The organism is Halorubellus sp. JP-L1, assembly GCF_011440375.1.
GTDB lineage: Archaea > Halobacteriota > Halobacteria > Halobacteriales > Natrialbaceae > Halorubellus.
The window spans coordinates 647,854-665,569 of the sequence record NZ_JAAOIR010000002.1 but is presented as its reverse complement, the minus strand read 5'-3'; the positions used below and the strand labels follow the sequence as shown (position 1 = coordinate 665,569).

22 protein-coding genes are annotated in these 17,716 nt (G+C 68.7%); 12 read left to right on the top strand and 10 right to left on the bottom strand.

Annotated elements, in window-relative coordinates; genetic code table 11:
* Nucleotides 1-19: 19 nt before the first annotated feature.
* From G9C85_RS11825 to G9C85_RS11800, 6 genes are all read right to left on the bottom strand, one after another.
* Nucleotides 20-787 carry a cytochrome bc complex cytochrome b subunit gene (locus G9C85_RS11825; protein WP_166040174.1) on the bottom strand — a complete coding sequence of 256 codons (768 nt, stop codon included), beginning with the start codon at nucleotides 785-787 and terminating at the stop codon, nucleotides 20-22.
* 4 nt (nucleotides 788-791) lie between these two features.
* Nucleotides 792-1,586 carry a cytochrome bc complex cytochrome b subunit gene (locus G9C85_RS11820; RefSeq protein WP_166040172.1) on the bottom strand — a complete coding sequence of 265 codons (795 nt, stop codon included), beginning with the start codon at nucleotides 1,584-1,586 and terminating at the stop codon, nucleotides 792-794.
* Nucleotides 1,587-1,590: 4 nt separating this feature from the next.
* Nucleotides 1,591-2,439 (bottom strand): ubiquinol-cytochrome c reductase iron-sulfur subunit, encoded by an 849-nt coding sequence (locus G9C85_RS11815; protein ID WP_166040170.1) that lies wholly within the window; start codon nucleotides 2,437-2,439, stop codon nucleotides 1,591-1,593.
* 2 nt (nucleotides 2,440-2,441) lie between these two features.
* Complete coding sequence (locus G9C85_RS11810) at nucleotides 2,442-2,828, bottom strand: hypothetical protein (RefSeq protein ID WP_166040168.1); 387 nt, start codon at nucleotides 2,826-2,828, stop codon at nucleotides 2,442-2,444.
* A gap of 2 nt (nucleotides 2,829-2,830) precedes the next feature.
* The gene (locus G9C85_RS11805) at nucleotides 2,831-3,406 is read right to left on the bottom strand and encodes a plastocyanin/azurin family copper-binding protein (RefSeq protein WP_369680805.1); all 576 of its coding nucleotides are present in this window, start codon (nucleotides 3,404-3,406) and stop codon (nucleotides 2,831-2,833) included.
* A 169-nt stretch (nucleotides 3,407-3,575) separates the two neighbouring features.
* The gene (locus G9C85_RS11800) at nucleotides 3,576-4,595 is read right to left on the bottom strand and encodes a hypothetical protein (protein WP_193570701.1); all 1,020 of its coding nucleotides are present in this window, start codon (nucleotides 4,593-4,595) and stop codon (nucleotides 3,576-3,578) included.
* Between the two features lie 93 nt (nucleotides 4,596-4,688).
* Between G9C85_RS11800 and G9C85_RS11795 the strand changes: the two genes are divergently transcribed.
* Nucleotides 4,689-5,171, top strand: a complete 483-nt coding sequence (locus G9C85_RS11795) for a hypothetical protein (RefSeq protein ID WP_166040165.1) — start codon at nucleotides 4,689-4,691, stop codon at nucleotides 5,169-5,171.
* Nucleotides 5,172-5,211: 40 nt separating this feature from the next.
* Here the strand turns inward: G9C85_RS11795 and G9C85_RS11790 are convergent, their stop codons facing one another.
* The gene (locus G9C85_RS11790; RefSeq protein WP_166040163.1) at nucleotides 5,212-5,514 is read right to left on the bottom strand and encodes a hypothetical protein; all 303 of its coding nucleotides are present in this window, start codon (nucleotides 5,512-5,514) and stop codon (nucleotides 5,212-5,214) included.
* An 88-nt stretch (nucleotides 5,515-5,602) separates the two neighbouring features.
* Nucleotides 5,603-6,286: an endonuclease III gene (nth, locus tag G9C85_RS11785; protein WP_166040161.1), complete on the bottom strand. Its 684-nt coding sequence runs from the start codon at nucleotides 6,284-6,286 to the stop codon at nucleotides 5,603-5,605.
* Between the two features lie 135 nt (nucleotides 6,287-6,421).
* On the opposite strand from nth, the gene mvaD reads away from it, so the two are divergent.
* The 8 genes from mvaD (at nucleotide 6,422) to G9C85_RS11745 (ending at nucleotide 14,595) form a co-directional block, all read left to right on the top strand.
* Complete coding sequence (gene mvaD, locus G9C85_RS11780) at nucleotides 6,422-7,429, top strand: phosphomevalonate decarboxylase MvaD (RefSeq protein ID WP_166040159.1); 1,008 nt, start codon at nucleotides 6,422-6,424, stop codon at nucleotides 7,427-7,429.
* A gap of 65 nt (nucleotides 7,430-7,494) precedes the next feature.
* Complete coding sequence (locus G9C85_RS11775; protein WP_166040157.1) at nucleotides 7,495-8,424, top strand: rhomboid family intramembrane serine protease; 930 nt, start codon at nucleotides 7,495-7,497, stop codon at nucleotides 8,422-8,424.
* Nucleotides 8,424-9,170 (top strand): endonuclease V, encoded by a 747-nt coding sequence (locus G9C85_RS11770; RefSeq protein WP_166040155.1) that lies wholly within the window; start codon nucleotides 8,424-8,426, stop codon nucleotides 9,168-9,170. Before G9C85_RS11775 ends, G9C85_RS11770 begins: the two co-directional genes overlap by 1 nt.
* Nucleotides 9,171-9,396: 226 nt before the next feature.
* Nucleotides 9,397-10,284: an SDR family oxidoreductase gene (locus tag G9C85_RS11765; RefSeq protein WP_166040153.1), complete on the top strand. Its 888-nt coding sequence runs from the start codon at nucleotides 9,397-9,399 to the stop codon at nucleotides 10,282-10,284.
* Nucleotides 10,285-10,287: 3 nt separating this feature from the next.
* Nucleotides 10,288-11,709, top strand: a complete 1,422-nt coding sequence (locus G9C85_RS11760; protein ID WP_166040151.1) for a DUF4147 domain-containing protein — start codon at nucleotides 10,288-10,290, stop codon at nucleotides 11,707-11,709.
* A gap of 182 nt (nucleotides 11,710-11,891) precedes the next feature.
* Nucleotides 11,892-12,332, top strand: coding sequence for a DUF5788 family protein (locus tag G9C85_RS11755; RefSeq protein WP_166040148.1), 441 nt, complete (start codon nucleotides 11,892-11,894; stop codon nucleotides 12,330-12,332).
* Nucleotides 12,333-12,353: 21 nt separating this feature from the next.
* Nucleotides 12,354-14,105 carry a DNA polymerase/3'-5' exonuclease PolX gene (gene polX, locus G9C85_RS11750; RefSeq protein ID WP_166040146.1) on the top strand — a complete coding sequence of 584 codons (1,752 nt, stop codon included), beginning with the start codon at nucleotides 12,354-12,356 and terminating at the stop codon, nucleotides 14,103-14,105.
* A 34-nt stretch (nucleotides 14,106-14,139) separates the two neighbouring features.
* Nucleotides 14,140-14,595: a Mut7-C RNAse domain-containing protein gene (locus G9C85_RS11745; RefSeq protein ID WP_166040144.1), complete on the top strand. Its 456-nt coding sequence runs from the start codon at nucleotides 14,140-14,142 to the stop codon at nucleotides 14,593-14,595.
* A gap of 15 nt (nucleotides 14,596-14,610) precedes the next feature.
* Here the strand turns inward: G9C85_RS11745 and G9C85_RS11740 are convergent, their stop codons facing one another.
* On the bottom strand, nucleotides 14,611-15,618 hold the full coding sequence (locus G9C85_RS11740; RefSeq protein WP_166040142.1) for a hypothetical protein: 1,008 nt from the start codon (nucleotides 15,616-15,618) through the stop codon (nucleotides 14,611-14,613).
* A 115-nt stretch (nucleotides 15,619-15,733) separates the two neighbouring features.
* Between G9C85_RS11740 and G9C85_RS11735 the strand changes: the two genes are divergently transcribed.
* From G9C85_RS11735 to G9C85_RS11725, 3 genes are all read left to right on the top strand, one after another.
* Nucleotides 15,734-16,024, top strand: a complete 291-nt coding sequence (locus tag G9C85_RS11735; protein ID WP_166040140.1) for a DUF5789 family protein — start codon at nucleotides 15,734-15,736, stop codon at nucleotides 16,022-16,024.
* 77 nt (nucleotides 16,025-16,101) lie between these two features.
* Nucleotides 16,102-16,809, top strand: a complete 708-nt coding sequence (locus G9C85_RS11730; RefSeq protein ID WP_166040138.1) for a type II CAAX prenyl endopeptidase Rce1 family protein — start codon at nucleotides 16,102-16,104, stop codon at nucleotides 16,807-16,809.
* A gap of 83 nt (nucleotides 16,810-16,892) precedes the next feature.
* A complete protein-coding gene (locus G9C85_RS11725; RefSeq protein WP_166040136.1) occupies nucleotides 16,893-17,354 on the top strand; it encodes a DUF302 domain-containing protein in 462 nt (153 codons plus the stop codon).
* A 10-nt stretch (nucleotides 17,355-17,364) separates the two neighbouring features.
* Here G9C85_RS11725 and G9C85_RS11720 read toward each other — a convergent pair whose 3' ends face one another.
* Nucleotides 17,365-17,640, bottom strand: a complete 276-nt coding sequence (locus G9C85_RS11720) for a hypothetical protein (protein WP_166039032.1) — start codon at nucleotides 17,638-17,640, stop codon at nucleotides 17,365-17,367.
* Nucleotides 17,641-17,716 lie beyond the last annotated feature (76 nt).

Below are 17,716 nucleotides of genomic sequence, written 5' to 3'. Positions count from 1 at the left end.
GAAACAAGGAAATACCGGGTTACTTCGGCGGCCGCAGCCGATAGTACCGCCGGTTCAGGTCGTACATGTACCCCTCCTGCATCGACCGAAGCACCGCGTACGTGATCGTCCCCGCAACGATCGGCAGCAGGAACGTCACGTCCAGCAGGAGGTTCGAGTCCATCGGGAGCAGGTTCTTGATCGAGAGCATACTGATCGTGAACGCGAACGTCACGCCGAACATCCCGACCGCAGCCCAGAACGGCTGCTCGACGGGCCGGCGCGCACTCCCCTTGTTCAGGAACGGGACGATCGCGATGACGCCGACGACGACGAGGTTCGCGATCACGCCGTACGTCCGGTCCGCCAGCAGCTTCGACCCACCAAGTAGCGACAGGTCGGGGTTCAGCGGGCCGAGCTTCAACAGCCCGAACGACCAGTAGAGGTACCAGTCCGGCAGGATGACCGCCGGCGTACTATTCGGATTCGCTGGCGGCCCAATGTGCGGCGGGAGCGTCGCCGACAGGAACAGGATCATCCCGACGAAGAAACTCGTCAGGGACAGGTTCCGGATCATCTCGTGGGGCCACGCCGGGAACGCGAGCACGTCCCGCTCGACGTAATCGGACTCCTGGCGGAGATCCTGATCCTCGCGACGCGCGCGCTCGAAGTACTCGTACGTCAACCGGGACAGCCCCTGCGTGCGCTCCTTGCGCTCGCGCCACGTCGGGGTCTCGTCGTCCGGCGCGACGATGCCGGTGCCACTACCGCCGTCGGCCATGGGTTCCTCGTCGTTGTTTTCTGACATGGTATTAGTGTGGTTCCGCGATGCCCTGCATCCAGACGATGCCGATGTGGACCGCGATGAGCGTCGTCACCACGAACGGCAACAGGAAGACGTGCAGGATGTACATGCGCTGCAAGGTCGACTGTGTCAACGTGAACCCGCCGAACATGAGCTGGGCGACCCACTCGCCGGCAAGCGGTACTGACAGCGACATCTCGACGCCGATCTGGCCCGCCCAGAACGCCAGCTGGTCCCACGGCAGCAGGTAGCCCGTGTACCCGAACACCATCGTCAGCGAGATGAGGACGATGCCGAGGATCCAGTTGAGTTCGCGCGGTTCCTTGTACGCCCCCGTGAAGTACACGCGGAGCATGTGGAGGAACACTGCCGCGACCATGACCTGCGCCGACCAGCGATGGATCGAACGGAGCATGAACCCGAAGTTCAGGTCGGTCATGATGAACACGATCTGGTTGTACGCCCCGGAGGGGTCACCGGTCGTCGCCGGCGCGTAGTAGAACCCGAGCAGCGCCCCCGAGAGTGCCGCGACGACGTACGCGATCGTCGAGAACGACCCGAGCGCGTACAGCGGGTACCAGTACCAGAACTTGTTGTCGAGATTGTACTGTTCGGTGTGACTCTTCGGCATCTGCATGTTGACCTTGTAGTAGAGGTCCTCGAGCAGCTCCAGGTAGTCGACGATGCGGAGTCGCCGGTCGAGCCAGACCAGGACCATCAGGTAGCCCTTCTCCACGGGCGTCAGGTCCTTCTTCTGCATCCAGCCGCTATGGTCGTATTCGTCTTTCTTCTCCAAGCTCATGCTGTCAGTCCTCCTGCTCCGGTCGCGGGAGTGCGACGAACGACTTCCGCACGATACTGAACGGGTCGTAGACCGACTGATGACACTGGCAGTAGATCTGGTCCGCCGCACCGAACTTCGCCGACCCCTCGAGGGTCTTGAAGCCGGGCACGCAACAGAAGTGCGTGCACTTGTTCAGCCACGCGATGCAGCCTTGCGCGGTCGACGCCTCGATCCACGGGTCCTCTTCGGCCAGTTCGAGGACGTTCTCCGAGCGGATGACCTGGATCGGCATCGTCTCCTGGGGCGACAGGTCCTGCGACCGCCACGTCCCGGAAGCGGGCTTCCCGTTCGATCGCGTCCCGAACGACGTGTTCCACTCCCGCCAGTCCTCGCCGAGTTCCGCGAAGTCGTCGACGTGTATCCGGTCGCCGCCCACGTCGCTGTGCCAGTCGTAGCCCGACGACGAGTACCGGAAGTAGTTGTCCTGGTCGGCGTCCGGGTAGACGCCGGAGTACGTCTGCACGCCACAGTACTGGAACCACGCCGAGGAGTACGTCACGTCCGACCCGCCGTAGTTCTCCGTGACGGCGGCGTCGTCGCCTTCCTCGTACTCCGGCCACGCACCCTTCAGGTAGCCTTCGTCGTCTATCTCGATGGGAATCTGGGGCATCCCGCGCGGTGCGGGGCCGTCGGTGTTCTCGACGGCGTAGAACGTCGTCGCTCCACCACCGGCGCCAGTCGGCGCGGTGGCGCTGTTGACCGCGGCTGCGCTCGCCGTCGTCACGCCCGCGAGGGCGGCGCCGCCGACGACGCCTTTGACGAACCGCCGACGGTCCGATTCGACCGGATACTTGTCTTCGTCCAGTGGCATGATTATCGCTTGTAGTACGGGTATACTGCCCGTTTCAGTGTCTCGATGGCGTCACCGCCGAACTGTTCGCCGTCGACGTCCTCCTCGCGGACGTAGAGGTCCTCCCACTTCCGCCGGCGCTTCTTGACGATCATGACGTCCGGGAGGAACTCCTTGCGGTACAGCAGGAGGATGAACGCCAAGTCCACGAAGATGATGGCGAGGATCGTGCCGAGGTACATGTTGCCGACTGCGTCGAGTCCCCAGCCGGCGATGAGACCGTACGTGAACAGGCCGACGAACACGACCTCTATGACGGTGAGGAGGACGATGGCGACCGCGGCAGCGGTGCTCTCCTGGGCCGGCTCGTAGCGATGAATGTCGCCGTAGTTGCTTCCTTTGGTCGACATCGTTATTTCTTGTTCGGGGCCGCAGTGTGTGCGGATTCGCCGTACTTGAGCGTGTAGAACGTGTAGAGGAGGGAGCTAATGATGGCGAGGATGGTCGCCAGGCCGACGAAGTGCGCCTGGAACGGCACGCCCATGTGCTCGGGGTTCTGTTCGCCGCCACCGCCTCCGGTGTCGACGCTGTCCTGAACGGTGATCGTCGCTTCCATCCCGGCACCGACGTGGGGCTGACAGAAGTACGCGTACTCGCCGTTCGTCGTGAACGTGTGCGAGTACTCGTGGCCGGTGTCGTACGTCTTCGAGTCCGGTCCTTCCGTACCCTCCCAGCCCGCGCCGTCGGGCTGGCTGTCGACGACGATGTTGTGGTCGTCCGACTCCCACACGAAGTTCACGGTCGTCCCGTTCGCGATCGTGAGGTCGGCCGGGTCGTACACGAGGTCGCCGTCGGGGCCGACGATGACCTCTTCGGTGGGGCCGGACGCTCCGCCGCCGCCGGTGGTCTCGTTCGCACCGCCAGTCTCGGTACCGTTGGTGGTACCGGTACCGTCCGGCGTCCCCTCCGTCGTCGTGTTGTTGGCCACACCGGACTGCCGTGTATCGTCGGCGGCAGCACCAGCGGACGCCGCGCCGGCTGCCGCGGCGGCCCCAGTAACGCCGCTGGCAGTTCTCAGAAAGTCCCGCCTTTTCATATACATCCGTAGGTCAGGATTGGCGTTGCTTAAACCCACCGATGCGGGCGTCTCGGGGGCCTCACGTGCTCGGGTTCGAGCCTTCGTCGCCCGTCGTTTCACCGGCGTCGTTCCGCTCGGTAGCGTCGTCCACTCCGGGTCGTTCTTCGTCCCGACCGTCCGCGGGGTGCGTTCGGTCGGCGTCGACCGAGGTCGCGCCGTCCGTGGCGGCGGTCGCGTCCTGGGTCGAGCGGTCGGCGTCGACGGCCGTCCCGCCGTCCTCCGTCGGGAGGAACGACGGCCGTTCGCCGTCCTCGAGGCCGACTGCACGCAGTCGCTCGCGGTACTCCTCTGCGCGGAACTTGTCGGAGAGCCTGGCGTTCGCGACGGTGAAGAACAGGACGAACGTGGCCGCGAGGAACAGCAGGCCGAACACGACCATCAGACCCCGTCCGAGTTCGCTCGTTCCGGTCGCACCGGGTGCGACGACGGCACCGACGAGGAGCACGAGCCCCGAGAGCCCGAGGACGCCAGCGATGACTTGCAGCATGAGGTTCCCGAGTTCGCCGCTGCCCTCCGGAACGTCGCCCGGACTCGGCAGGACGGCGTCCGCGGGAGGTTCCTCGACGTCGTAGGACTCCATCGAGCAGAGCGCGACCGTCGGCTTCACGTCCCGGAGCACCGTCCCGAATCCCTCGACGCTCCCGTCCTCGCGAACGAGCGCGTATCCCTCGTCGGAGAACGCGAGCACGGCGTCGACGCCCTCTACCGTCCGGCGTTCGACCACCGCGAACACGTCCCGGTACGCGACGCGTCGCTCGAGGTCGGCCGCGACGCGGTCGAGCAGTTCTTCGCCCGTGATCCAGGACTCGGCATCGAACGCCACGTCCCACTCGTCGGGCGTCATCTCCGCCATGTCCCCGGGCCCGAAGTCGTCGAAGTCGTACTTCTCCTCTACGCGCGCCCGCAATTCCGCGTCCGAGAGCGCGTCTTCGGAGGGGTCGGCGTCGTCCGAGGGCGCGACGTCCTCGGAGGGCTCGGCGTCGTCGCGTTCGCTCCCGGAGTCGGGGTCGTCGGCGGACGACGGTCGGGAGTCGTTCATCGCGCGTTAGTTCGGCCCACGCCGGTTTACCCTTTCCGACCGCGGGCGTCCGGGAACGCGTCCTTTAGGACACCCCGGCCGCAAGGGCCGGGCATGGTCGAAGACGTGGTGGTTGCGACGGTCGTCGTCCTCGTCGTCACCGCCAGCTTCCCGTTCTACGTCTACGGCGCTTGGTACATCATCAACCAGCCGGTCGTGACGTGGGACGTCCTCACGCACCACCTGAAGTTCGTCGTCACCGGCCTCGTCCTGAACACGGTCCCCGTGGTCACGTGGATGGCTCCGCGACTGATCGAGAACCTGAGTAGCCTCACCGCCCTCCACGCGTTCTTCGGCCTGCAGGCGTACGCGATGCTCCTGTTCGGCCTCTGGGGGATCGTCCGCATCTTCCAGGCCAAGCGCGCCGCGGACCTCTACGACGACCCAGACCAGGACGTCTCGATCGACGAACTCCACGAGCACATGGGGAAGTGGCGGACGCGCCTCCGCGTCGGCGTCTTCGGGTACGTCTTCTTCTGGATTCTCGCGTACCTCGTCGGCGTCGCCCGGTACCTGCGATGGTACACCATCATCTAGAGGCGCTCGCGACCGTCGGGTTTCGCGCCAGTTCTGGCCGCTACTTCTGGCGGTTCGGCATCTCGTCGGGCGCGTTGTCGTGGTTGTTCTGCTCGCGCGCCTCGTCGTTGAGCTTCTCCGTGTTCGTTCGGTTCCCCGGCTCGTTCTCCACTTCCTCCTCCTCGACGGCCTCGTCGTGCGCGTCGTCGACGTCCACGAGTTCCTCCGTCGGCACGTTCGTCCGCTCCTCTGGCGACAACTCGACGTGTTGCTCGGCGTCCCGCTCCGCTTCCTCGGTCGTGTCCTCGTCGCCAGTGGTTTCGTCGTGCGTCTCCTCGTCGACCTCGCGGTCCGTGTGTGCCATGCGCGAACTTGCCACTGGACGTGCGTAGGTGCGGCGCCAAATCGGATTGGCCGAACGAGAGAGACGCCGCCGAGGCCGCGAGCCCCAGCTACCAGGGGTCGCCGCTCGCCAGGTCAATCTCGCTGTCGCCCTGCTCCGAGGGACAGACGTCCGCGAGCACGCACTCGCCGCACTCCGCAGTCCGAGCGCCGCAGACGGCGCGCCCGTGGTCGATGAGGAGGTGCGTGAACTGCTGCCACTCGCTCTCGGGGACGACGTCCAGCAGGTCCCGCTCGATGGCTTCCGGTCGCTCCGCCTCCGTGAGACCGAGGCGACGCGACAGTCGCTGGACGTGCGTGTCGACGACGATCCCCTCAACGACGTCGTGGCCGTGCTGGAGGACGACGTTCGCCGTCTTCCGACCCACGCCCGGGAGGTCCGTGAGCGCACTCATCTCGTCGGGGACCCCCCCGTCGTGCTCCGCGAGCAACTGCTCGCCGATCCCCTTCAGGTAGCCCGCCTTGCTGTTGTGGAACGTAATACCGTAGATCGCGTCCGCGAGCTCGTCCTCGCTCGCGTTCGCGTAGTCCTCGGGACGCTGGTAGGTCTCGAAGAGATCCTCGGTGACGTCGTTCACGCGCTCGTCCGTGCACTGCGCGGACAGCACGACCGCGACGAGGAGCTCCAGACGCGACGCGTAGTTCAGCGAGATCGTCGAGTCGGGGTACTCCTCGTGGAGGCGCTCGACGACCGTCTCGGCCTGCGCCCGTCGCGAATCCAGTGGGGTTCCCATACTCGCTTCGTCGAAACGCCGCGGTTTCAGGCGTTCGGTTCCGGAACCGCGCGAGAGCGGACGAGAGGGGGGAGCGAGGACCGCCGCCGCCGCGTCGCCGTGGGTTTTAAGCGGGCCGTCGTCTCCCGTAGTGGTATGAAAGCAACCGCGATGGCGCACCCGATCCAGGGCCTCGTCAAGTACCACGGGATGCGCGACGACATCGAACGACTCCCCTACCACGACTCCATCAGCGTCTGCACGGCGCCGAGTCACACGAAGACCACCGTCGAGTTCTCCATGGACTACGACGAGGACACCTATATCGTCGACGGCGAGGAACTAGATGGCTCGGCGTTCGACCGCGTGGAACGCGTCGTCGAGAAGGCGCGGTCGATGAGCGACGCCGCCCACACCGTCTACCCCGTCAGACTTGAGAGCGAGAACTCGTTCCCGTCGAACGTCGGCCTCGGATCCTCCTCGTCTGGCTTCGCCGCCGCCGCTCGCGCACTCGCCGACGCCGCCGAACTCGACGCGACCATCGAGGACATCTCCACGATCGCTCGCGTCGGCTCCGCGAGCGCGGCACGCGCCGTCACCGGCGGATTCTCCTACCTGAGCGCCGGGATGAACGACCAGGACTGTCGGAGTCACCGCATCCCGACCGACCTCGAGAGCGAACTCAAGACCGTCGTCGCGCTCGTTCCCGCGTACAAGGAGACCGACGACGCGCACGCGGAGGCCGAACGCAGCCACATGTTCGGCGACCGGATGGCGCACGTCCACGAGCAACTCCAGGACTGCAAGGACGCCCTCCACGAGAACGACCTCGAGCGCGTCGGGCACATCGCCGAACACGACTCGCTGAGTCTCGCCGCGACGACGATGACCGGCCCCGAGGGCTGGGTGTACTGGAAGCCCGCGACGCTCTCCGTGTTCGACAAAGTCCGGAACCTCCGCGAGAACGGGTACGAGGACGACGACGACGTCGACTCGGTCCCGGTCTGGTTCTCGACTGACACCGGCGCATCGGTGTACGTCAACACGACCGCCGACCACGTCGAACGCGTCAAAGAAGCCGTCGCGGAGACCGGCGTCAAGACCACGATCTGGGAGGTCGGCGGCCCCGCGAAACTCCTCGACGACGACGAAGGGCTCTTCTAACCGGTCGCGTAACCGCCGCGGGGTCACCCAAAGCCCCTTGACCCACCCTCCCGTAGGCGCCGCCAATGGCGAAATGCGACGAGTGCGGCAAGCACGAGAACATGCCGTACGAGTGTTCTCACTGCGGGAGCACGTACTGCGGCGAACACCGCTTGCCGGAGAAGCACGACTGTCCGGGGTTGACGGAGTGGAACGACCCCAAGGGCGTGTTCGATAGCGGGTTCGACGACTCGGTGCAGGCCGAGAGCGACGGTTGGTCGCTGCCTTCGTTCACGCTCTTCGGGCCCGGTGGCGCGCTCTCGTACTTCCGCGGGAACATGACGTACGTGTTCCTGGCACTGATGTTCATCACGTGGATGATGCAGTGGATGGTGTTCAACTTCGTCGGGCAAGGGGTGTACCTCGACGTGTTCATCCTGTCCTCGGACCACCCCGAGTACGTGTGGACGTGGGTGACGTCGATCTTCGCGCACTCCCCGCCGCCGAGCCTCGGGCACATCGCGGGGAACGCCATCGTGATATTCTTCTTCGGCCGACTGGTCGAGGACATCGTCGGCTCCAGGGACTTCACGCTCCTGTTCCTCGGAACGGGGATGCTCGCGGGACTCGGCCAGATCGGGCTGGCGATGGTGATGGCGCCGGGCGAGTTCGCGGGCGTCCTCGGTGCGAGCGGCGCGGCACTCGCGATACTCGGCGTGCTGACGGTTCTCGCGCCGGACTTGAAGGTATACATCTGGTTCGTGCTCCCCGTCCCGATCTGGGCGATCACGATCTTCTACGCGCTCATCTCGACGCTCGCCATCATCGGTGGCGGCATCGGTGCCGGTGGCACGGCCCAGGGCGCGCACCTCATCGGGCTCCTGCTCGGGCTCGCGTACGGCAAGCACATCGAGGGGCGGGTTCGGCGCCCCCAGAGCATCGGCATGGGCGGCGGCCCCGGTGGTCCCGGCGGCCCGGGCGGTCCGGGCGGCCCCGGTGGTCGTCGTCGGTTCTGATGGACGTCGTTCGCCCCGAGTTCCTGCCGGACGCGGACGCGTCCCGCGAGGAGATGGAAGCCCAGCAGCGCGCCGTCGCGGAAGCGGCGACGTTCGTCGACGACTTCGCGTTCGACGCGGCGCGCGTCGGGCGGCCAGAGGGGCCGTTGGTCGCGGGCGTCGATCAGGCGTTCCTCGACGACCGGGCGGTGTCCGCGGTCGTCTGCGTCCGCGGCGACGTCGTCGTCGAGCGCACGTTCGCGGTGACGCCACTCGAGATTCCCTACATCCCCGGGCTCCTCTCGTACCGCGAGGGCGGCCCGATCGTGGACGCGCTCTCCCAGCTGGAGTCGGAGCCGGAGCTCCTCTTCTTCGACGGGAGCGGCCGCATCCACTTCCGGGAGGCCGGCATCGCGACGCACATGGGCGTCGTGTTCGACGTGCCGGCGATCGGGGTGGCGAAGAACTTGCTCTGTGGGACGCCCGACGGCGACGTCGACGGGCTCGCGGACGGCGAGCGCGTGCCGGTGCTGGCGAACGCGGACGTGACCGCGCCCGACGGCGAGGTGATCGGGTACGCGGTCCAGTCCCGCCAGTACGCGTCGGGCGCGCAATCGATCAATCCGCTCTGGGTGAGCCCCGGACATCGCGTGAGTGCGTCGACCGCGGCGGACGCGGTGCTCGCGTCGACGGCGGGGTACAAGCTCCCGGAGCCGACGCGGCTCGCTGACGCGTACGCCGACGAGGCGAAAGCGACCGTCGAGTGACTGTTAACACGCGACCGTCGAGTGAACGCGGACTGTCGCGGTGGTGGCGAGCAGGCGACCCGTGGACGTGTGCGCGTCGGCGGGTCGCGCTCCCGCCTGGACCGACGCGCGGCGACTGTCAGGTGACGGCGACGGGTGGCCGCGGCTTCGTATTTGGACCCTCGGGAGTGGTGTGGGCGGCTGGGAACCGGTGACACTTACGTACCCGCCGGTCGAACGCCGGAGCATGACCGACGCGGACGAGTCGCCGGCGACCGCCGACGACGCGGCTGGCGTGGAGACGCGGCACAAGGACGTCTGCATCGTGACCGGGTCGTCCTCGGGGATCGGGCAGGCGACGGCGGCGCGGTTCCTCGCGGAGGACTGGGTCGTGTACGCGACGGCACGAGATGAAGCGGACGTCGCGGACCTCGCCGACGCCGGCTGTCGGACGGCGGAACTGGACGTGACTGACGGCGAGCAAGTCGAGGCGGTCGTCGATCGCGTGATCGACGAGCAAGGGCAGGTGGATTGCGTCGTGAACAACGCGGGGTTCGCGCAGTTCGGGCCGCTCGAGGACGTGACGACCGAGTCCGTCGAGCGCCAGTTCGACGTGAACGCGTTCGGGCCGCATCGGCTCGCTCGCGCCGTCCTCCCGCACATGCGCGAGGCCTGCGACGGGACGATCGTGAACGTGTCGAGCGTCGTCGGCGAGCTCTCGCTCCCGGGATCGGGAGCGTACGCGGGGTCGAAGGCCGCGGTGGAGTCGATGAGCGACGCGCTCCGTGCGGAGGTCGAGGAGTTCGGCGTGGACGTCGTCGTGGTCGCGCCGGGGCCGGTCGACTCGGAGTTCTACGATCGCGCGGACGACGAGCTGGCGTCGACGGCGCAGCGATCGGGCGCGTACGAGGACATCTACGAGCTCTACGACGACGCGGCGTCGATGGGCGGCTTCGGGCCGGCGTCGATCGGTCCGACCGTGGTCGCGGACGCGATCGTGAACGCGGCGAGTGCGACGGACCCGGCGCCGCGGTACCCGGTCGGTCCGGTCGCGAAGTACGCGGGGCTGGCGCAGTTCGTCCCCAAGCGCGTGCGCGATCGGTTGTTCTCGCTGGCGCGTCGACTGTTCGCCTGAGTCGTGTTCGAGGTCGTCGGTTCGGACTCGGAGTCGCTCCCGGCGGTCGTCGAGTCGGCGGTAGCGTGCCTGTCGGCTGGCGTCCGGCGAGCCGACCCGGCGCGGGCGACGCGGGACGCCGTCGCGGTCGACGACGGTGCGGTCGACGACGAGGAGTCCGACGACGCGACGCTCGTGGTCGATGGCGAACGGTACTCGCTGGCGGGCGTCGAGCGCGTGCTGGTCCTCGGCGGCGGGAAGGGCAGCGACCGGGTGGCGGCGGCGCTCGTGGACGCGCTCGACGGGCGCGTCGAGGGCGGCGTGGTGGCCGTCGACGAACCCACCGAGGGCGTGGACGCGGGGCCGGTGTCGGTGCGGGTCGGCGACCATCCGTTGCCGAGCGAGCGCGGGGTGGCGGCGGCGTCGGCGGTCCGGGAGCGGGCGGTGGCGGCGGACGCGTCGACGCTCGTGCTCGCGGTGGTTTCTGGCGGGGCGAGCGCGCTCCTGCCCGCGCCCGTGGACGGCGTCGACCTGGACGCGCTCCGGTCGGTAACGCGCGACCTGCTGGACGCGGGGGCGAGCATCGGGGAGGTGAACGCGGTCCGCAAGCACGTCTCGACGCTGAAGGGCGGTCGGCTGGCGGTCGCGGCGTCGCCGGCGCGCGTGGTGACGGTCGCGGTGTCGGACGTGGTCGGCGACGACCCGGCGACCATCGGGAGCGGGCCGACGGCACCGGACGGGTCGACGTACGCGGACGCACTCGACGTGCTCTCGCGGTACGACGTCGCCGCGCCGGCGGTTCGCGCGCACCTCGCGGCGGGCGAGCGCGGCGACCACACTGAGACGCCGGGGCCGGACGACGCAGCGTTCGACGACGCGGGCTATCACGTCGTCGCGTCCGCGCGGACGGCGGTGGCGGGCGTCAGGGCGGCCGCCGAGGACCGGGGTCTGGCGTCGCGCGTGCTCTCGACGACGGTCGACGGCGAGGCGTCGCCGGCGGGTCGCGTGCACGCCGCGATCGCGCGCGAGGTCGCGGCCACCGACGAGCCGGTGACGGCTCCCGGAGTAGTCCTCTCAGCTGGCGAGACGACGGTGACGGTCACGGGCGACGGCACGGGCGGCCCGAACCAGGCGTTCGTGCTCGGCGCGGCGATCGCGCTCGCGGAGGGACCGTCGCTACCCGACGGCGTCGAGGTCGCGGTCGCGGCGGTCGACACCGACGGCCGAGACGGCTCGTCCGAGGCCGCTGGCGCAGTGCTCGCCGGCGACGCGCTCGCGGACGCGGACGCGCTCGCCGGAGCGCGGCGCGCGCTCGCCGACGACGACGCCACCGGGTTCTTCGAGCGCGTCTCCGACGACCAGCGCGTGGACGGCGGACTGCTCCACTCGGATGCGACCGGGACGAACGTCAACGACCTCCGCGTCATCGTCGTCGCGCCGACCTGACCCGCCGGCGACCGCTGCATCGTCACGGCAGCGACCGGCGACTGCGACCCGACCGCTCTCTCGCTGCAGTCGGTTCGACCCCCACCGCGCTCGCGCTCGCAGTCGATTCGACCCCCACCGCTCTGGCGCTCGCAGTCGATTCGACCCGCATCGTTTTGACGCTGGCCGCCCGAGCGTCGGCCGTGAAGGGGTACGAGCGCAAGCAACTCCTGGAGCGGATCGAGCGCGAGAGCGCGACGGTCGGCGCGGACATTCCCGAGACGATCGACGTGCAGGGCGAGGAACTGGACCTCCAGTCGTTCGTGTTCGAGACCAAGCGCGTGGACGCGGTGCCCGCCGAGGACCGCGAGCGCGTCCAGGAGGCGAAGAAGAACCTCCGCCGGGAGCGCCTCCAGCGCAAGCAGCGCCTCGAGGACGACCCCGACCTCTCCTTCGAGGAGGGGGAGGCCGTCGTCGGTGCGATCATCGGCCTGGACCGCGCGCTGAACGCGCTGGAGAGCATCGGCCCGACGGACATAGAGCGGGAGGTCGAGGCGAAGCAGGCGGCCGACCGGAAGCGCTGGATGAACTTCCTCCAGCAGGCGCTCGGGCACGACGAGGACGGGCCGCGAACCGGCCCGTGACGACGACGCACTCATCGACTCATGGCACTCAAGCAAGACGTCGCCGACGAACTGGAAGCGTACGCGAACCTCCTCGACGCCGACGGCGTCGAGTACAAGCCGAACGTCTACCGGCGCGCGGTCGAGAGCGTCCGCGAGTACCCGGGCGCGCTCGAGGCGCTCGCCGACGAGGGCGAGGACGCCCTGATGGAACTGGACGACGTGGGCGAGGCGATCGCGTCGAAGATCGTGGAGTTCCACGAGACGGGCGCGATCGAGGAACTCGAGGAGATGCGCGAGCGCTACCCGGTGGACATGCGGGCGCTCTTGCGCGTCGAGGGCGTCGGCCCGAAGACGGTCGGGACGCTGTACGAGGAACTGGGCGTGACGGACCTCGACGAACTGGAGGCGGCGGCCGAGGCGGACCGCATCCAGGAGGTGAAGGGGTTCGGCGCGAAGACCGAGGGGAACATCCTCGAGAACGTCCCGTTCGCGCGCGAGGCCGGCCAGCGAGAGCTCCTCGGTGACGCCCGGCCGGTCGCGGAGCGCGTCCGGGCGTGGGTGAGCGACCTCGACGCCGTCGACGAGGCGGAGGCGGCGGGGTCGGTGCGGCGGTGGCGGGCGACCATCGGCGACGTGGACGTGCTCGCGGCGAGCGAGCGCGGGCAAGCGGTCGTCGACGCGTTCGCGGACTGGGAGGCGGCGGACTCGGTGATCGAGGCTGGGGAACAGAAGGCGTCGGTCTGGATGGACGGGATGCGCGTGGACCTGCGCGTCGTCGTCCCGAACGAGTTCGGGAGCGCGCTCCAGTACTTCACGGGGAGCAAGGACCACAACGTGAAGCTCCGGAACTACGCCATCGAGCACGGCGTGAAGCTCAACGAGTACGGCGCGTTCGACGTCAGCGACGTCGTGGACGCCGAGGACGGCCAGCGCGTCGGCGAACGCATCGGCGGGGAGACGGAGGCGTCGATGTACGACGCGCTCGACCTCCCGCTGGTGCCGCCGGAGTTGCGGGAGGGCCGCGGCGAAGTCGAGGCCGCGGTCGACGACGACCTCCCGACCCTCCTGACGGAGGCGGACGTCCGCGGGGACCTCCACACGCACACGGACGCGAGCGACGGCGCGTTCTCGGTCCGCGAGATGGTCGAGGGCGCGAAGTCGTTCGGTCACGAGTTCGTCGCCGTCACGGACCACGCGGTCGGTCCGGGCGTCGTCGGCGGGATGGGCGTCCCCGACGACGACCTCCTCGACCTCGCCGCCGAGGTGGAGGCGGTGACCGACGACGTCGACGGCATCACGGCGCTCTCGGGCGTGGAGGCGAACGTCGACGCCGACGGCGGCATCTCGGTCGCCGACGACGTGCTCGCCGAGCTCGACGTCGTGGTCGCGTCACCGCACTCGAAGCTCGACATGCCTGGCGACGAGGCGACCGACCGGCTCTGTGCGGCGATGACGCACCCCAGCGTCGACGTCCTCGGACACCCGACGGGACGCCTCTTGAACCAGCGCGAGGGCCTGGACGTGGATGCGAACCGGCTCGCGGAGGTCGCGGCGAGCGAGGGCGTGGCGCTGGAGGTGAACGCGAACCCGAGCCGGCTCGACCTCTCCGGGAGCAGCGTCCAGGCCGCGGTCGAGGCCGGCGCGACGGTCTCGATCAACACCGACGCGCACCGACCTGCGTCGTACGCGAACGTCACGTACGGCGTCCACACCGCCCGCCGCGGCTGGGCGGAACCCGACGACGTCCTGAATACGTACGACGAGGACGCGCTCCGCGAGTTCCTGCATTGAGCGGCGACGAACCGAGACCACGAACGCGAACAGCATGCGCTTGCTCCTCGACGCAATGTGCGGCGGGCTCCGCGCGTACCTACGCCTCTGCGGGCACGACACCGCGTTCGTCCTCGACCACGGCGTCGAGGCCGACGACGAGACCGCCGCGCTCGCGAACGAGGAGAATCGGACGGTCGTGACGCGCGACCGCGACCTCGCCGCCGCGACCGACGGTATCCTCCTCCACGAGCGCGACCCTCGCGCGCAACTCCGCGAACTCGCGGCCGCCAGCGTCGACCTGACGCCGACCGACGACCCCGAGCGCTGCGGGCGCTGCAACGGCCGTCTGGATCGCGTCCCGGAGACCGGATCCACTCGCGAGTACGCGCCCGACCCCGCCGAGACGCCGGTATGGCGGTGTCGCGACTGCGAGCAGTGCTTCTGGAAGGGCAGTCTCTACGACAGGATGGTCGAAACGCTCGCGAGGATCAGAGACTCGGCTGCGTGACCGCGGACCGGCGTCCTAGTTGTTCGGGTTCCAGGCGTCGCAGGCTTCCATGTCGTCCATCTGTTCGTCGTGGTACCCGCAGTACGGCTGGATGCCCTGGTTCGTCTGCACGTAGTCGAAGTGCTCGCAGTTCCCGCAGTAGCGGTCCGCGTGGTTCGTCGCCGGGTCCGCGGGTTCGTCCTCGAGTACTTCGGCGTCGTAGCCGTCGCCCGTGTAGCTCGCCGACGAGTCGCCGTCGTCCATCGGCGATGTGATGTCCTGCGTCGTCGCACCGCCGTCGCTCGCCGCGGCCGACCGGCCGGCGTCGCGCTTCGAGTTGGTCGAGCGCGACGCACGCGAAGAAGGCTTCGACCCGGCCGACAACTGGGCGGCTGCGGTCGGTTTCCCACCGCCGGTCTGGGTTTCGACGTCGCCGTCTGGTTGTCCGCCGAGCATCCCGACGCCGCTCCCGAGGTCGGCCGTCGAGACGGCCTCGTTCTCGCGGACGGCTTCGGCGGTCGTCTCGTCGACCTCGACGACGCGCGTCTCGCCTTCCTTCGTGATGCGGAGTTCGATCGTGCCGCCGGGGTCGTTCCGGGTCTTGAAGTTCACGATCGCCGTGAACAGCGTCCAGATGCTCGTGAACGCGCCGAAGACGTAGACGGCGGCGACGACGAGCGTCAGGTCGGTGTCGGCGGTCGACGTCACCCAGTACGTCGGGTACGCGTGCCAGAACAGCGCGACGCCGAACACGCAGACGCTCGCGCCGATCGCGGCCGCGCCACGGACTCGCTGACTCGCGGGCAGCACCGTGAACACGCCCGAGAGCACCGCGGGGACGCCGAGGCCGCCGAGGACGCCCGCGATCTTCCGCGCCTCGAACACGCCGATGCCGACGCTCGCGAGGACGTTCGTGCCGCCGACGACGACGCCGACGAGCGTCAGGAGGACGCCGACGACGAACAGGCCGGTGCCGGCGTACAGTCGGCGGACGCTCCCCACCTCTCCGACGGTGTCCTCGTACGCGTCCGCGAGACTCGTCATGCGCGCCCCTTGTAGCGCCTCCAACAAAAGGCTACGTCAGACAAGCGACTGCCGCGGCGTCCGCAGCGGTCGGCGAAGCGAAAGGTTGAATCGCGGCGCTCGCAAAGCGCCAGCCATGGCAGACGACGAGGAAGCGGAGGAAGAACCCGCCGTCGAACTCGGCACGGGAGCGTCCGTCGAGGGTGCGCCGATAGCGCGCGTCGCCTCGCGACTCAAGTACCCCCAGCAGCGAAGTCGCATCCTCGAACTCGAGGGCGACAGCGAGGTGCGGACGCCGGACGGTCCGCAGTCGCTCGAATCGCTCCTCGAGGACGTGGACACGACGTACTTCGACACGCGGCAGACGTTCGTCGAAGCCGTCCGGAACGCGGCCGGGCACGGCCCGGTCGCGACCGCCGACGAGTAACGCCGTGCTCGCATTCGGCTCTCTGGAATCGTGCTCGTGATGGATTTCGCGGCTGGCGGTAGCGTTCGCTCGCGTCGATGAGCACGAGCGTTCGCGGGTCCGTGGAGCGCGTCGTCGACGCGTGGCGGTCGCTTTCGTGGACCGCGAAGTCGCTCCTGTGGGGGTTCGTGCTGACGCTCCTCTGGATGCGGTACTCGCCGCCGGGGCTGGACGAGCGCGTCGTCGTCGACGGCCTCATCTTCTTCGTCGGCCCGATGGCGCTCGCCGCGACGTACGGCCGCGACCTCGGGTATCGCGTCGATCGGCGAGCGGTCAGGAACGCCGCGCTGTTGGCGCTGTTCGTCCTCCCGTTCTATCTCGTCGGGTCGTCGCTCCCCTCGATCCGCGCGTTCTACCCGATGTGGGGGACGGCCGCGGAGCTACGCGACCCCATCGCGTTCGCGGCCCACGCCGTCAAGCAGTTCGCGCTCGTCCTCGCCGTCGAGACGTACTACCGCGGCTTGCTGTGCGTCGGCGTCGGCGAACGCTTCGGCATCAAGGCGGCGTTCATCAGCCCCGTAGTGTACGCGATCCATCACGCGACGAAGCCGCCGATCGAGATCCTGCTCTCCGGGCCGACGGACGTCCTCTTCGGCGCGGTCGACTACAAGTCCGACTCGCTCCTGCCGAGCGTCGTCGCGCACGGCGTCGGTCTCGTCTTCCTCGACTGGCTCGTCATCCACGACCCCATCATCCCGATAGACACCGTCCTCGGGTGGCTCCGCTGGCTCCCGCTCCCGATCTGACGGACTACTGGGGGTCCCCGGATGCGCGCCCGCGACTCGAAACCGGCGTACGCTTTTCAGCCCTGGGCGCGGACGCATAGGTGATGACACTCCCCATCGACCCCACGAAGATCGCGGACTCGGACGTCGGCACGAAGCGCGCCGTCCTCGAGATGGAGCACGACGCGGCCGTCGAACACGTGCGCGAGGCGTTCGTCGACGCCGGATTCGGCGTCCCCGTCGAGTTCTCGCCGAGCGACCTCCTGAACGAGAAGGTGGACGCGGACCGCGACCCGTACTACGTCCTCGGCGCGTGCAACCCCGCGGTCGCGGACGAAGCCCTGGACGTGACGAAGCAGATCGGCGGCCTCTTCCCGTGTAACGTCGTCGTCTGGCAGGACGAACCCGGCGTCCAGTTCGTCTATCACGTCTCCATCATGCGGATCGCGCGCCTCGTCGGCATCGCGCCCGACGACGCGGACTGGCAGGCGATCGTCGACGAGACCGGCGAGTACGTCGCGGCGGCGATGGCGAACCTCGACGGCGAGATCCTGGACGTCGAATAGGCCGCTACGGTCAGGCGCGCTCGTTTTCCTCGTCGTCGGCTCCGAGCGCGTCGCCGGCTTCGAGCGCGTCGTCGGTCTCGCCTTCGAGTTCGGCGACGCGTTCGCGCAACGCGACGATCTCGCGCTCGAGTTCGTTGACGCGACTCGGGTCCGGGAGGTCGAGGATGCGTCGCACGAGCACGACGCCGATGAGTGCGAGAATCAGGAGCGGGAGGAGGACGAGTGTGAGGACCAGGAGTTCCGGCCCGCCCGGGACCTGGAGCGGGAACGTCGCGTGCAGTGACATGCCTGCGGTGTTCGCACGGCCCCCTCAAGAATTGTCGGGGCGGTCACCGGTCACCGCGTGGTCGTGACCGGCGACG

What these genes read in the sequence shown, in the direction of transcription:
- G9C85_RS11825 (WP_166040174.1), bottom strand. Translation starts at nt 787, where the DNA reads ATGTCAGAAAACAACGACGAGGAACCCATGGCCGACGGCGGTAGTGGC.
- G9C85_RS11820 (WP_166040172.1), bottom strand. Translation starts at nt 1,586, where the DNA reads ATGAGCTTGGAGAAGAAAGACGAATACGACCATAGCGGCTGGATGCAG.
- G9C85_RS11815 (WP_166040170.1), bottom strand. Translation starts at nt 2,439, where the DNA reads ATGCCACTGGACGAAGACAAGTATCCGGTCGAATCGGACCGTCGGCGG.
- G9C85_RS11810 (WP_166040168.1), bottom strand. Translation starts at nt 2,828, where the DNA reads ATGTCGACCAAAGGAAGCAACTACGGCGACATTCATCGCTACGAGCCG.
- G9C85_RS11800 (WP_193570701.1), bottom strand. Translation starts at nt 4,595, where the DNA reads ATGAACGACTCCCGACCGTCGTCCGCCGACGACCCCGACTCCGGGAGC.
- G9C85_RS11795 (WP_166040165.1), top strand. Translation starts at nt 4,689, where the DNA reads ATGGTCGAAGACGTGGTGGTTGCGACGGTCGTCGTCCTCGTCGTCACC.
- G9C85_RS11790 (WP_166040163.1), bottom strand. Translation starts at nt 5,514, where the DNA reads ATGGCACACACGGACCGCGAGGTCGACGAGGAGACGCACGACGAAACC.
- nth (WP_166040161.1), bottom strand. Translation starts at nt 6,286, where the DNA reads ATGGGAACCCCACTGGATTCGCGACGGGCGCAGGCCGAGACGGTCGTC.
- mvaD (WP_166040159.1), top strand. Translation starts at nt 6,422, where the DNA reads ATGAAAGCAACCGCGATGGCGCACCCGATCCAGGGCCTCGTCAAGTAC.
- G9C85_RS11775 (WP_166040157.1), top strand. Translation starts at nt 7,495, where the DNA reads ATGGCGAAATGCGACGAGTGCGGCAAGCACGAGAACATGCCGTACGAG.
- G9C85_RS11770 (WP_166040155.1), top strand. Translation starts at nt 8,424, where the DNA reads ATGGACGTCGTTCGCCCCGAGTTCCTGCCGGACGCGGACGCGTCCCGC.
- G9C85_RS11765 (WP_166040153.1), top strand. Translation starts at nt 9,397, where the DNA reads ATGACCGACGCGGACGAGTCGCCGGCGACCGCCGACGACGCGGCTGGC.
- polX (WP_166040146.1), top strand. Translation starts at nt 12,354, where the DNA reads ATGGCACTCAAGCAAGACGTCGCCGACGAACTGGAAGCGTACGCGAAC.
- G9C85_RS11745 (WP_166040144.1), top strand. Translation starts at nt 14,140, where the DNA reads ATGCGCTTGCTCCTCGACGCAATGTGCGGCGGGCTCCGCGCGTACCTA.
- G9C85_RS11740 (WP_166040142.1), bottom strand. Translation starts at nt 15,618, where the DNA reads ATGACGAGTCTCGCGGACGCGTACGAGGACACCGTCGGAGAGGTGGGG.
- G9C85_RS11735 (WP_166040140.1), top strand. Translation starts at nt 15,734, where the DNA reads ATGGCAGACGACGAGGAAGCGGAGGAAGAACCCGCCGTCGAACTCGGC.
- G9C85_RS11730 (WP_166040138.1), top strand. Translation starts at nt 16,102, where the DNA reads ATGAGCACGAGCGTTCGCGGGTCCGTGGAGCGCGTCGTCGACGCGTGG.
- G9C85_RS11725 (WP_166040136.1), top strand. Translation starts at nt 16,893, where the DNA reads ATGACACTCCCCATCGACCCCACGAAGATCGCGGACTCGGACGTCGGC.
- G9C85_RS11720 (WP_166039032.1), bottom strand. Translation starts at nt 17,640, where the DNA reads ATGTCACTGCACGCGACGTTCCCGCTCCAGGTCCCGGGCGGGCCGGAA.